The organism is Pseudomonas putida (genome assembly GCF_002741075.1).
GTDB classification, from domain to species: Bacteria; Pseudomonadota; Gammaproteobacteria; order Pseudomonadales; family Pseudomonadaceae; genus Aquipseudomonas; species Aquipseudomonas putida_T.
The window spans coordinates 5,223,540-5,237,286 of sequence record NZ_CP016634.1; the positions used below are offsets into that span (position 1 = coordinate 5,223,540).

General features: G+C 56.5%; 8 protein-coding genes, 2 tRNA genes and 3 rRNA genes. 2 read left to right on the forward strand and 11 right to left on the reverse strand.

Annotated features, from left to right (window positions below; genetic code table 11):
• Positions 1-69 precede the first annotated feature (69 nt).
• From IEC33019_RS24470 to tyrS, 9 genes are all read right to left on the reverse strand, one after another.
• On the reverse strand, positions 70-495 hold the full coding sequence (locus IEC33019_RS24470) for a hypothetical protein (protein ID WP_099593974.1): 426 nt from the start codon (positions 493-495) through the stop codon (positions 70-72).
• A 7-nt stretch (positions 496-502) separates the two neighbouring features.
• Positions 503-1,252 (reverse strand): pantothenate kinase, encoded by a 750-nt coding sequence (locus tag IEC33019_RS24475; RefSeq protein ID WP_070094640.1) that lies wholly within the window; start codon positions 1,250-1,252, stop codon positions 503-505.
• The gene (gene birA, locus IEC33019_RS24480; protein ID WP_070094641.1) at positions 1,242-2,201 is read right to left on the reverse strand and encodes a bifunctional biotin--[acetyl-CoA-carboxylase] ligase/biotin operon repressor BirA; all 960 of its coding nucleotides are present in this window, start codon (positions 2,199-2,201) and stop codon (positions 1,242-1,244) included. The genes IEC33019_RS24475 and birA overlap by 11 nt, the downstream gene beginning before the upstream one ends.
• Before the next feature lie 168 nt (positions 2,202-2,369).
• A 5S ribosomal RNA gene (gene rrf, locus IEC33019_RS24485) occupies positions 2,370-2,485 on the reverse strand.
• Between the two features lie 128 nt (positions 2,486-2,613).
• Positions 2,614-5,504, reverse strand: a 23S ribosomal RNA gene (locus IEC33019_RS24490).
• A gap of 234 nt (positions 5,505-5,738) precedes the next feature.
• A tRNA-Ala gene (locus IEC33019_RS24495) sits at positions 5,739-5,814 on the reverse strand.
• Positions 5,815-5,836: 22 nt separating this feature from the next.
• A tRNA-Ile gene (locus IEC33019_RS24500) sits at positions 5,837-5,913 on the reverse strand.
• An 85-nt stretch (positions 5,914-5,998) separates the two neighbouring features.
• A 16S ribosomal RNA gene (locus IEC33019_RS24505) occupies positions 5,999-7,535 on the reverse strand.
• The 16S, 23S and 5S rRNA genes sit together here with 2 tRNA genes alongside, the layout of an rRNA operon.
• Before the next feature lie 580 nt (positions 7,536-8,115).
• Positions 8,116-9,315 carry a tyrosine--tRNA ligase gene (gene tyrS, locus IEC33019_RS24510; protein WP_070090624.1) on the reverse strand — a complete coding sequence of 400 codons (1,200 nt, stop codon included), beginning with the start codon at positions 9,313-9,315 and terminating at the stop codon, positions 8,116-8,118.
• Positions 9,316-9,528: 213 nt separating this feature from the next.
• Here tyrS and IEC33019_RS24515 point away from each other — a divergent pair, with 213 nt between their 5' ends.
• Positions 9,529-10,959 (forward strand): peptidoglycan DD-metalloendopeptidase family protein, encoded by a 1,431-nt coding sequence (locus IEC33019_RS24515; RefSeq protein WP_070090625.1) that lies wholly within the window; start codon positions 9,529-9,531, stop codon positions 10,957-10,959.
• A 3-nt stretch (positions 10,960-10,962) separates the two neighbouring features.
• On the forward strand, positions 10,963-12,054 hold the full coding sequence (locus tag IEC33019_RS24520) for an anhydro-N-acetylmuramic acid kinase (protein ID WP_070090626.1): 1,092 nt from the start codon (positions 10,963-10,965) through the stop codon (positions 12,052-12,054).
• A gap of 60 nt (positions 12,055-12,114) precedes the next feature.
• On the opposite strand, the gene erpA is transcribed toward IEC33019_RS24520, so the two are convergent.
• Together erpA and argC are read right to left on the reverse strand one after the other, a co-directional pair.
• Positions 12,115-12,465, reverse strand: a complete 351-nt coding sequence (gene erpA, locus IEC33019_RS24525; RefSeq protein WP_070090627.1) for an iron-sulfur cluster insertion protein ErpA — start codon at positions 12,463-12,465, stop codon at positions 12,115-12,117.
• Between the two features lie 146 nt (positions 12,466-12,611).
• Positions 12,612-13,646 (reverse strand): N-acetyl-gamma-glutamyl-phosphate reductase, encoded by a 1,035-nt coding sequence (argC, locus tag IEC33019_RS24530; protein ID WP_070090628.1) that lies wholly within the window; start codon positions 13,644-13,646, stop codon positions 12,612-12,614.
• Between the last annotated feature and the right edge of the window lie 101 nt (positions 13,647-13,747).

Sequence of the window (13,747 nt, forward strand, 5' to 3'; positions counted from 1 at the left end):
CTTTGACAACAGCTTCCGGTCCTACCACCTCAGTGGTGTTCCCTGCGAAGCGGGCGCCATTCTATCAAGCTATTCGCCAGTTGCAATACCCTCGCACAAAATAATTTTGTGTTTTAAGTCTTTGAAATCCTTGGAAAGACTGAAGAGCACCGCAGCATCCAACAAACGCTCGCTTTCGGTCGCAACTTTGAGCCAGCGTCCATCAGCCCCCGGCAACTGGCCAGGCACCACGTCAGTGGAAATATCCAGGCTCAGCAAGCGCTGACGCAAAGCATCCAACTGCTCTTGAGTTTGCACCCCGCCCACTACCAGGCATTCGTCGCGACGCTTGGCTGGCGCGGAAGCGCCTGTCTCACGCAAGAGGCGAATTTCTTGCTGGTTGCCTTTATACAAGGAAAGCGGCGCAACCTCCTTGGCCTTCAGGGGTGCCTCCTGCTGATGCCAGACGTAATAGGCAACATTGAGCACGACTAACAGCAGAAACAACCAACGCATAGGCACCTCAACCCAGTGGACAGGCCATGGCCAAACCGACAAAGACCAGATCGGGCACCACCCGAACGCGAGGAATGGCATCTCGGACCAAGGGGGCATCCCCCCCGGTAAGGAATACCGTAAATGACTCACCCCACATCGCCTGGGCTTGCTCAATCTGCGTGCGCGCAAAACCCTGCAACATCAGCACACAGCCGCGCTCGACAGCTTCGACAGTCGAGCGCCCTGGCGCGAGACTGGCCAAAGCCCGTTCAGCCGAAGCATCGTCGTAACGAATCCGACGGGTATGAGTCCGCAACTGACTACGCATCAATGGCATGCCCGGACAAATGTACCCACCCAGATGCTGGCCATCCGCAGCGACGAAGTCCGCCTTGGCCGCGGTGCCCAGGTCAATCACCAGACAGGCCCCTTTCGCCAGATGGTAAGCACCGAGCGCTGCCAGCCAGCGATCCATACCCAGGCGCTGATAATCGTCGTATCCGTTACGCACACCTGCCATTTCACGTGCAGGATGAGCAACTCGCACTTGGACACCAAAATGCTGCGCCAGCTGCGCGCACAGCGCTTCGGTTTCATCTTCGCTGCGCACACTCACCATCCGACTGCCACTGAGGCGCACGGAAAACAATGCAGACACCTCGGCCAGTAAAGCCTGATCGGAATCGACGATGCCGCCACCGACAATGGTCGCATCACTGGCGTGAATCACACGCCACTTGATGAAGCTGTTACCGCAGTCGAGCTCAAGAATCATCACGCAACCTCAAACTGAGCTCTCCAGCACTGAAGCTCTTTTCCACACCTTCGACATCGAGGCGCAAGGCACCCTGCCCGTCGACCCCAAGCACCACACCGTCGATCCGATTGTTTCCGGCAATCAGGGATACCTTGCGCCCTTGCCAGAGGTTTGCATGCTCCCACTCCTCCTGGAACGCAGCAAAACCGTAGCGACGATGACGGGCCAATTCATGTTGCAACTGCTGGTTGAGTTGGGCGACCAGGCGATTGCGATCAATTGACACACCTGACTCGCGCCTCATCGAAGTCCATTGCTGGTCAACCTGATCATTACTCTGCATGTTCACGTTGATGCCAATCCCCAGCACCACATGACATACATCCGCAGGATCTCCTACAAGCTCCAGGAGGATGCCTGCAATCTTCCGCTCACCCACAAGCAAATCATTCGGCCATTTCAAGCCGGCACCATTCAGGCCGAACGCCAGCAAAGTACGCATGACTGCCAAACCGACCACGAGACTCAGCCCCTCGAGCTGGCGCATACCGCCTTCGACTCGCAGCACCAGGCTGTAGTAGAGATTCTCAGCGAAAGGACTCACCCATTGACGCCCGCGTCGGCCGCGACCGGCAGTCTGTTGCTCTGCCAACACCAGAAACGGAGCGGCCTCGCCCTCAGCGATGCAACGCAGGGCTTCGGCATTGGTGGAGTCGATCGTCTCGTGAACCCGAAGAGACCAGTGCTCACCCTCGCTATACTCATGGATGAGCTGAGAGTCGAGCAAAGTCAGCGGCACGGCCAGTTGATAGCCACGACCTCGCACCTTGTGAATGACAAGGTTCAATTCGCTTTCCAGGTGCTGCAGCTGCTTCCACACAGCGCTGCGACTCACCCCCAGTGCTTCCCCCAGGGCCTGCCCGGAATGGAACCGGCCATCCTTGAGGAGATTCAACAACTTCAGCATGCCAGTCTCGACTAGGAATTAGGCTGGCATGATAGCCACGGCCCGGGGGCTTGCATAGGAAAAGGGCCCACAGAAAGGGACTGCGCAGACGGCAGAAGCGAAAATGATTGGAACCAGAAAAGACAAAACCCCTACCTGCTCGCGCAGATAGGGGTTTTGCGAAATGAATCTTGACGATGACCTACTCTCACATGGGGAAGCCCCACACTACCATCGGCGATGCATCGTTTCACTGCTGAGTTCGGGATGGGATCAGGTGGTTCCAATGCTCTATGGTCGTCAAGAAATTCGGTTGCCGAAATGTCTCGTGAACACTCCAGCCAATTCGGATATGTGATCTTTGTGGTTGCGAACTTTCGGTTCTTTCGTCTTCACCACCGCAATCTGCAGAAGCAAATTGCTTGGGTGTTATATGGTCAAGCCTCACGGGCAATTAGTATCGGTTAGCTCAACGCCTCACAGCGCTTACACACCCGACCTATCAACGTCGTAGTCTTCGACGGCCCTTTAGGGGATTCAAGATCCCAGTGAGATCTCATCTTGAGGCAAGTTTCCCGCTTAGATGCTTTCAGCGGTTATCTCTTCCGAACATAGCTACCCGGCAATGCCACTGGCGTGACAACCGGAACACCAGAGGTTCGTCCACTCCGGTCCTCTCGTACTAGGAGCAGCCCCTCTCAAATCTCAAACGTCCACGGCAGATAGGGACCGAACTGTCTCACGACGTTCTAAACCCAGCTCGCGTACCACTTTAAATGGCGAACAGCCATACCCTTGGGACCGGCTTCAGCCCCAGGATGTGATGAGCCGACATCGAGGTGCCAAACACCGCCGTCGATATGAACTCTTGGGCGGTATCAGCCTGTTATCCCCGGAGTACCTTTTATCCGTTGAGCGATGGCCCTTCCATACAGAACCACCGGATCACTAAGACCTACTTTCGTACCTGCTCGACGTGTGGGTCTCGCAGTCAAGCGCGCTTTTGCCTTTATACTCTACGACCGATTTCCGACCGGTCTGAGCGCACCTTCGTACTCCTCCGTTACTCTTTGGGAGGAGACCGCCCCAGTCAAACTACCCACCATACACTGTCCTCGATCCGGATCACGGACCTGAGTTAGAACCTCAAGGTTGCCAGGGTGGTATTTCAAGGATGGCTCCATGAGAACTGGCGTCCCCACTTCAAAGCCTCCCACCTATCCTACACAAGCAAGCTCAAAGTCCAGTGCAAAGCTATAGTAAAGGTTCACGGGGTCTTTCCGTCTAGCCGCGGATACACTGCATCTTCACAGCGATTTCAATTTCACTGAGTCTCGGGTGGAGACAGCGCCGCCATCGTTACGCCATTCGTGCAGGTCGGAACTTACCCGACAAGGAATTTCGCTACCTTAGGACCGTTATAGTTACGGCCGCCGTTTACCGGGGCTTCGATCAAGAGCTTCGCTTGCGCTAACCCCATCAATTAACCTTCCGGCACCGGGCAGGCGTCACACCCTATACGTCCACTTTCGTGTTTGCAGAGTGCTGTGTTTTTAATAAACAGTCGCAGCGGCCTGGTATCTTCGACCGGCATGGGCTTACGGAGCAAGTCCTTCACCCTCGCCGGCGCACCTTCTCCCGAAGTTACGGTGCCATTTTGCCTAGTTCCTTCACCCGAGTTCTCTCAAGCGCCTTGGTATTCTCTACCCGACCACCTGTGTCGGTTTGGGGTACGGTTCCCAGTTATCTGAAGCTTAGGAGCTTTTCTTGGAAGCATGGCATCAACCACTTCGTCGCCTTAAGGCAACTCGTCATCAGCTCTCGGCCTTGAAATCCCGGATTTGCCTAAGATTTCAGCCTACCACCTTAAACTTGGACAACCAACGCCAAGCTGGCCTAGCCTTCTCCGTCCCTCCATCGCAATAACTGGAAGTACAGGAATATTAACCTGTTTTCCATCGACTACGCTTTTCAGCCTCGCCTTAGGGACCGACTAACCCTGCGTCGATTAACGTTGCGCAGGAAACCTTGGTCTTTCGGCGTGCGAGTTTTTCACTCGCATTGTCGTTACTCATGTCAGCATTCGCACTTCTGATACCTCCAGCAAGCTTCTCAACTCACCTTCACAGGCTTACAGAACGCTCCTCTACCGCATCACCTAAGTGATACCCGTAGCTTCGGTGCATGGTTTGAGCCCCGTTACATCTTCCGCGCAGGCCGACTCGACTAGTGAGCTATTACGCTTTCTTTAAAGGATGGCTGCTTCTAAGCCAACCTCCTAGCTGTCTAAGCCTTCCCACATCGTTTCCCACTTAACCATGACTTTGGGACCTTAGCTGACGGTCTGGGTTGTTTCCCTTTTCACGACGGACGTTAGCACCCGCCGTGTGTCTCCCATGCTCGGCACTTCCAGGTATTCGGAGTTTGCATCGGTTTGGTAAGTCGGGATGACCCCCTAGCCGAAACAGTGCTCTACCCCCTGGAGTGATACATGAGGCGCTACCTAAATAGCTTTCGAGGAGAACCAGCTATCTCCGAGCTTGATTAGCCTTTCACTCCGATCCACAGGTCATCCGCTAACTTTTCAACGGTAGTCGGTTCGGTCCTCCAGTCAGTGTTACCTAACCTTCAACCTGCCCATGGATAGATCGCCCGGTTTCGGGTCTATACCCAGCGACTAAACGCCCTATTAAGACTCGCTTTCGCTACGCCTCCCCTATTCGGTTAAGCTCGCCACTGAATATAAGTCGCTGACCCATTATACAAAAGGTACGCAGTCACCTAACAAAGTAGGCTCCCACTGCTTGTACGCATACGGTTTCAGGTTCTATTTCACTCCCCTCTCCGGGGTTCTTTTCGCCTTTCCCTCACGGTACTGGTTCACTATCGGTCAGTCAGTAGTATTTAGCCTTGGAGGATGGTCCCCCCATGTTCAGACAAAGTTTCTCGTGCTCCGTCCTACTCGATTTCATTGACAAGAGATTTTCGTGTACGGGGCTATCACCCACTATGGCCGCACTTTCCAGAGCGTTCCACTAATCTCAAACCAACTTAAGGGCTGGTCCCCGTTCGCTCGCCACTACTAAGGGAATCTCGGTTGATTTCTTTTCCTCAGGGTACTTAGATGTTTCAGTTCCCCTGGTTCGCCTCTTGCACCTATGTATTCAGTGCAAGATACCTAGGTTATCCTAGGTGGGTTCCCCCATTCAGAGATCTCTGGATCACAGTCTGTTTGCCGACTCCCCAAAGCTTATCGCAGGCTACCACGTCTTTCATCGCCTCTGACTGCCAAGGCATCCACCGTATGCGCTTCTTCACTTGACCATATAACCCCAAGCAATCTGGTTATACTGTGAAGACGACATTCGCCGAAAATTCGCATGTTGCTCAGTTACGAGCAGAACTCACAAATTTTACCTTAGCCTGATGGCCCACCAGTGAAAGTGGTCATCAGTCTATCTATCACATATCCGAATTTTTAAAGAACGATCTGACAAAAGTCAGAAATCAACATTCACACCGGAATGTTCATTTCTAAGTTCTGCAGGTAACGGCAAGTGGTGGAGCCAAGCGGGATCGAACCGCTGACCTCCTGCGTGCAAGGCAGGCGCTCTCCCAGCTGAGCTATGGCCCCGTAGTCATCTGCACCAAGCTAATGGTAGGTCTGGGCAGATTTGAACTGCCGACCTCACCCTTATCAGGGGTGCGCTCTAACCAACTGAGCTACAGACCTATAACAGGGTCGCGTTACAGCATCGTCTTCTTCAAGGAATCAAGCAATTCGTGTGGGAGCTCATCAGCAGGCTGATGTCTTCGATTAAGGAGGTGATCCAGCCGCAGGTTCCCCTACGGCTACCTTGTTACGACTTCACCCCAGTCATGAATCACACCGTGGTAACCGTCCTCCCGAAGGTTAGACTAGCTACTTCTGGTGCAACCCACTCCCATGGTGTGACGGGCGGTGTGTACAAGGCCCGGGAACGTATTCACCGCGACATTCTGATTCGCGATTACTAGCGATTCCGACTTCACGCAGTCGAGTTGCAGACTGCGATCCGGACTACGATCGGTTTTGTGAGATTAGCTCCACCTCGCGGCTTGGCAACCCTCTGTACCGACCATTGTAGCACGTGTGTAGCCCAGGCCGTAAGGGCCATGATGACTTGACGTCATCCCCACCTTCCTCCGGTTTGTCACCGGCAGTCTCCTTAGAGTGCCCACCATAACGTGCTGGTAACTAAGGACAAGGGTTGCGCTCGTTACGGGACTTAACCCAACATCTCACGACACGAGCTGACGACAGCCATGCAGCACCTGTGTCAGAGTTCCCGAAGGCACCAATCCATCTCTGGAAAGTTCTCTGCATGTCAAGGCCTGGTAAGGTTCTTCGCGTTGCTTCGAATTAAACCACATGCTCCACCGCTTGTGCGGGCCCCCGTCAATTCATTTGAGTTTTAACCTTGCGGCCGTACTCCCCAGGCGGTCAACTTAATGCGTTAGCTGCGCCACTAAAATCTCAAGGATTCCAACGGCTAGTTGACATCGTTTACGGCGTGGACTACCAGGGTATCTAATCCTGTTTGCTCCCCACGCTTTCGCACCTCAGTGTCAGTATCAGTCCAGGTGGTCGCCTTCGCCACTGGTGTTCCTTCCTATATCTACGCATTTCACCGCTACACAGGAAATTCCACCACCCTCTACCATACTCTAGCTCGCCAGTTTTGGATGCAGTTCCCAGGTTGAGCCCGGGGCTTTCACATCCAACTTAACGAACCACCTACGCGCGCTTTACGCCCAGTAATTCCGATTAACGCTTGCACCCTCTGTATTACCGCGGCTGCTGGCACAGAGTTAGCCGGTGCTTATTCTGTCGGTAACGTCAAAACAGCAAGGTATTAACTTACTGCCCTTCCTCCCAACTTAAAGTGCTTTACAATCCGAAGACCTTCTTCACACACGCGGCATGGCTGGATCAGGCTTTCGCCCATTGTCCAATATTCCCCACTGCTGCCTCCCGTAGGAGTCTGGACCGTGTCTCAGTTCCAGTGTGACTGATCATCCTCTCAGACCAGTTACGGATCGTCGCCTTGGTGAGCCTTTACCTCACCAACTAGCTAATCCGACCTAGGCTCATCTGATAGCGTGAGGTCCGAAGATCCCCCACTTTCTCCCGTAGGACGTATGCGGTATTAGCGCCCCTTTCGGAACGTTGCCCCCCACTACCAGGCAGATTCCTAGGCATTACTCACCCGTCCGCCGCTGAATCAAGGAGCAAGCTCCCGTCATCCGCTCGACTTGCATGTGTTAGGCCTGCCGCCAGCGTTCAATCTGAGCCATGATCAAACTCTTCAGTTCAATACTGCTTGGGTTTTTAAGAAACCCTAAACTTGGCTCAGCAATCTCAAATGACTATGTGATTTCTCGCATGGCCACTTGTGATGCTGATAATCTTGGCGACTATCAGTCCGTACTCACAAGCACCCACACGAATTGCTTGATTCGATTGTTAAAGAGCGATTTGGTTAAGCGCTTTGCTCAACCGAGGCCGCGCATTTTACGCTTTCCTCTAAGTCTGTCAAGCGTTTATTTTGAAGTTTTTTCGAGAACCCCGTTCAACTTCAACCGCTTAACTCGCTGCGATCTCTCGTAGCGGGAGGCGAATCATACAGCGTTAAAACCTGCTGTCAACTGCCTTTTTCACCGCTGCCGATCAGAAGACCGAAGCCCTTCCGATACTATCTGAAGCGTTCAACTCGTTGATTCTCAAGGAGTTTTGCGTTTCGACTGCGTCGGAAGTGGGGCGCATTATAAGGGGATTCGAAACCCCGTCAACACTTATTTTCAAAAAACTTTAATACCGCTGAAAAGCAAAGCGGGGAGGCCTGACGGCCTCCCCGCTTCTATATAGCCTCCTCCAGATAACTGGAAGACACCATTACTCTGCTTTCAGGGTAATACGTGCAAATGCCTTCTTACCCGCCTGACAAACATGGGTCGCACCGATAGCGAAGACGAAGCCACGGTCGACTACCGCGCCATCCACCTTCACACCACCAGCATTGAGCAGGTCACGAGCGGCGGCGGAATTCTTCACCAAGCCAGCCTTGTTCAATACTGCCGCGATCGGCATGTCTTCCAGGGCGACCACTTCGACCTCAGACAGATCCTCCGGCAACTCGCCATCCTTCATGCGATTACCCGCAGCACGGTGCGCATTAGCCGCGGCCTCGTCACCATGGAAGCGCGCCACGATCTCTTCAGCCAGCTTGATCTTGATATCGCGCGGATTGGCACCCTTCTCCACGTCGGAGCGGAACTGGTTGATCTCTTCCATGGAGCGGAAGCTCAGCAGTTCGAAATAGCGCCACATCAAGGTATCCGGAATCGAGACCAGCTTGCTGTACATAACGCCCGGGGCTTCCTGGATGCCGACATAGTTGCCCAGGGATTTGGACATCTTCTTCACGCCATCGAGTCCTTCGAGCAGCGGCATGGTGACGATGTTCTGCGCCTCCTGGCCATAGGCACGCTGCAGCTCGCGCCCCATCAGCAGATTGAACTTCTGATCGGTACCGCCGAGCTCGACATCTGCCTTGAGCGCAACCGAGTCATACCCCTGCACCAACGGATACAGGAACTCATGGATCGCGATCGGTTGGTTGCTGCTATAGCGCTTGTCGAAGTCATCGCGCTCGAGCATGCGCGCAACGGTGTATTGAGAAGCCAGACGAATGAAGTCGGCCGGCGTCAGCTTGTCCATCCACGTGGAGTTGAACGCGACTTCGGTCTTGGCCGGATCAAGGATCTTGAACACCTGCTGTTTATAGGTCTCGGCGTTATCCAGAACCTGCTCACGAGTCAACGGCGGACGAGTGGCACTCTTGCCACTCGGATCACCGATCATGCCGGTGAAGTCACCGATCAGGAAAATGACCTGATGACCAAGATCCTGGAACTGGCGCAGCTTGTTGATCAGCACAGTGTGACCGAGGTGCAGGTCCGGCGCAGTCGGGTCGAAGCCCGCCTTGATACGCAGGGGCTGGCCGCGCTTGAGCTTCTCCACCAGTTCCGACTCGACCAATACCTCTTCCGCACCGCGCTTGATAAGCGCCAGCTGCTCTTCAACCGACTTCATAGACAGACCCGCAAGGCTCAGATTCAAGGGGAGCCAACCATACAAGATCGGCCATCAATTACAAGTTTCGCAATGGAATGTGACCCAGATGACGCTTTGCGGCGTCTACGCGCCCTTGCGCGAAACTGGATTTGGTTATATTTTATACAGTTATTTCATCTTCATCATGTCATTCATCTTTTCCATTTCACCTTTTTCAAAGTCACTTCACCTATGACCAACGAGACGCCTAAAGCGCCCCCGCTTTATCCGAAAAGCCATTTGTTGGCCGCCAGCGGCATCGCCGCCTTGCTCAGCCTGGCTTTGCTGGTATTTCCCTCCAGCGAAGTCGAAGCCAAGAAGACCACCCTCAACCTGGAGCTGGAAACCCCGGCCGAGCAGTTGAAGGACGAGTCCAAGGCCGCCCCACTGGTTCAAGCCGAGAACGATCAAGGTTCCCCTTTTGCCCAGGTCGAAGAGGCCGAACCTGCAACCAAGCAGGCTGAGCAGCAAGCGCCAGCCGCAGAGGAAAAAGACAAGGAAACCGCCGAGGCCAAGCTGCCCGGCCATCGTGAAGTCGCGGTTGCGCGCGGAGACACCCTCTCGACACTGTTCGCCAAGGTCGGCTTGCCAGCCAATGTGGTCCATGATGTCCTGGCCAGCGGAAAGCAAGCTAAGCAGTTCAGCCAACTCAAGCATGGCCAGGTATTGCAGTTCGAACTTGACAAGGATGGCCAGTTGGCCAGCCTGCACAGCAAGGTCAGCAACCTCGAAACCATTCGCCTGACCAAGACCGCCAAGGGCTACAGCTTCAACCGGGAGATCAGCAAGCCGGTGGTGCGCACCGCGTATGCCCATGGCGTGATCAAGAGTTCGCTGTCGGCCTCCGCCAAGCGCGCCGGCCTGTCCCACAGCATGACCATGGACATGGCTCGCGTCCTTGGCTACGACATCGATTTCGCCCAAGACATCCGCCCTGGCGACGAATTCGACGTGGTCTACGAACAGAAGGTCATTGACGGCAAGGTCGTCGGCACCGGCAATATCCTGTCCGCGCGCTTCACCAACCGCGGCAAGACCTACACCGCAGTGCGCTACACCAACAAGCAGGGCAACACCAGCTACTACACCGCCGATGGCAACAGCCTGCGCAAGGCATTCATCCGTACCCCGGTGGACTACGCCCGCATCAGCTCGCGCTTCTCTGCCGGTCGCAAGCATCCGATTCTCAACAAGATCCGCGCCCATAAAGGTGTGGACTACGCAGCCCCCCGAGGTACGCCAATCAAGGCCGCCGGTGATGGCAAGGTACTCCTGGCAGGCCGTCGCGGCGGTTACGGCAATACCGTGATCATTGCCCACGGCAACTCCTACAAGACGCTCTACGGTCACATGCAGGGCTTCGCCAAGGGTGTCAAAACCGGTAGCTCGGTCAAACAGGGCCAGGTGATCGGCTACATCGGCACCACCGGCCTGTCTACCGGCCCACACCTGCACTATGAGTTCCAGGTCAATGGCGTGCACGTCGACCCGTTGAGCCAGAAAGTCCCCATGGCCGACCCGATCGCCCGCTCCGAGCGCCAGCGCTTCCTGCAGCAGAGCCAACCCCTGATCGCCCGTATGGATCAGGAAAAGGCCACCCTGCTCGCCGCCAACAAGCGCTGATCCATGGCGCTTTATCTGGGTGTGATGTCCGGAACCAGCCTCGATGGTCTGGACATCGCACTGATCGAACAAAGCGAGCAGACCCGTCTGCTCGCCACTCACTACACCCCCATGCCGTCTGACCTACGCCAGGAACTGCTCGCTCTGTGCGCCAGCGGTCCTGACGAGATCGCCCGTGCCGCACTGGCGGAGAACCGTTGGGCTAGCCTGGCCGCGGAAGGTGTACGCCAACTCCTGGCCAGCCAGCGCCTGGACGCCAGCGCCATCCGCGCAATCGGCAGCCACGGCCAAACCATCCGCCATGAGCCGGCTCGGGGGTTCACCGTACAGATCGGCAACCCCGCGCTCCTGGCCGAGCAGACCGGCATTTGCGTGGTAGGTGACTTCCGTCGGCGCGACGTGGCCGCGGGTGGCCAGGGTGCCCCGTTGGTCCCTGCATTCCATGAAGCACTGTTCAGTCATTTGGGCCAACGTGTGGCCATTCTGAACGTCGGCGGGTTCAGCAACCTCAGCCTGATCGAGCAAAACAACCCTGTCCGCGGTTTCGACTGCGGCCCAGGCAACGTACTGCTGGACGCCTGGATCGAACGCAAGCGCGGCCAGACCTATGACGCCAACGGCGCCTGGGCGGCCTGCGGTCACGTCATCGATACGTTACTGGCCAAGCTTCTGGCCGACCCCTTCTTTGCCGGCAGCGGCCCCAAGAGCACCGGTCGAGAAGTGTTCAACCTCCCCTGGCTGGATGCTCACCTGGCGCGCCTGCCGGCCTATCGAGACGAAGACGTACAGGCCACTCTGCTGGAGCTGACCGCCCGTAGCATCATCGACTCGTTGCTTGGCGCCCAATCGGGTACCGAGGCCCTGCTGGTCTGTGGCGGCGGCGCTCGTAATGGAGCATTGATGGATCGCCTGGCGGCGCTGTTGCCTTCAGCCCAGGTCAGCAGCACAGCCGCCCATGGGGTGGACCCGGACTGGGTCGAGGGCATGGCCTTCGCCTGGCTGGCTCATTGCTGCCTCGAGCACATTCCAGCCAACCGCCCCAGCGTGACCGCCGCCCGGGGCCTGCGCGTTCTCGGGGCGATCTACCCGGCCTGATGATCCCGCGGAATGCAAAACGCCGCGCAACTGCGCGGCGTTTTCGCTGCAGGGGCGACCTCAGATCGAGAACGAGGAACCGCAGCCGCAAGTAGTCGTGGCGTTGGGGTTCTTGATCACGAAGCGCGAACCTTCCAAACCTTCTTGATAGTCCACCTCGGCGCCTGCGAGGTACTGGAAACTCATCGGGTCCACCACCAGGGATACGCCTTCGCGCTCGACAATGGTGTCGTCCTCGGCCACTTCTTCATCGAAGGTGAAGCCGTACTGGAAACCCGAGCAACCGCCGCCGGTCACGAACACACGCAGCTTCAGGCGATCATTGCCTTCCTCGGTGACCAGGGACTTCACCTTGTGCGCAGCACCTGGGGTGAACTCCAAAGCCGTGGGGGTGAAGGTTTCGACGCTCATGTTGACTCTCCCGGCGCAGTGCCGCCATAAAACTCGATGACGCGCATTATCCGCTTCTCCGAGAAAATTGGTCAAGAATTGTGCGGCTTTAGTCGCGCCAAATGAAAAGGCCCGCTCGAAGGCGGGCCTTATCGTGCAACCACCGCTTACGGCAGCAGACCCGCATGGGAAAGCCCCATGCGCTCGTCCAGGCCGAACAGGATGTTCAGGTTCTGTACCGCCTGGCCGGAAGCACCCTTGACCAGGTTGTCGATGACCGACAGCACCACCACCAGATCGCCCCCTTGCGGACGATGCACGGCGATACGGCAGACGTTGGCACCACGTACGCTGCGGGTCTCGGGATGGCTGCCAGCGGGCATCACGTCGACGAACGGCTCATCGGCATAGCGCTTCTCGAACAGCGCCTGCAGATCGACAGCGGTGTCAGCGACGGTCGCGTAAAGGGTGGCGTGAATGCCACGGATCATCGGGGTCAGGTGTGGCACGAAAGTCAGCCCGACATCCTTGCCAGCGGCCAGGCGCAGGCCCTGGCTGATCTCCGGCAGATGACGATGGCCTTTGACTGCATAGGCTTTCATGCTTTCGCCGGCCTCGCAGAACAGCGAACCCACGGCAGCGCCACGACCGGCGCCGCTCACGCCGGACTTGCAGTCAGCGATCAGCCGCGATGGATCAGCCAAGCCGGCCTCGAGCAGCGGCAGGAAACCCAACTGGGTGGCGGTCGGGTAGCAGCCGGGCACTGCGATCAGACGCGCCTGGCGAATCTTCTCGCGGTTGACCTCCGGCAGGCCATACACCGCATCCTTCAGCAGCTCAGGGGCGCCGTGAGGCTGGCCGTACCATTTGCCCCACTCCACAGCATCCTGGAGTCGGAAGTCGGCAGAGAGGTCGATGACCTTGGTGCCAGCAGCCAGCAGTTCGCCAGCCAGGGCATGAGCTACACCATGGGGCGTGGCGAAGAACACCACGTCACAGGCGCCCAAGGTCTTGCTGTCCGGCACGCTGAAGGCCAGCCCATCATAATGACCACGCAGGTTCGGATACATGTCGGCGACCGCAACGCCCGCCTCGGAGCGCGACGTAATGACCGCGACCTCAGCCTGTGGGTGCTGCGCCAGCAGACGCAACAGTTCGACACCGGTGTAACCCGTGCCGCCGACGATACCGACCTTGATCATAACGCTTGCCCCTTATCAACGAGCCCACTGGAAAGCGCACGATAATAGGGGCCTAGGGCCTCTGTAACAACTCTTCGGATACCCCATTGGACGCTTGACCG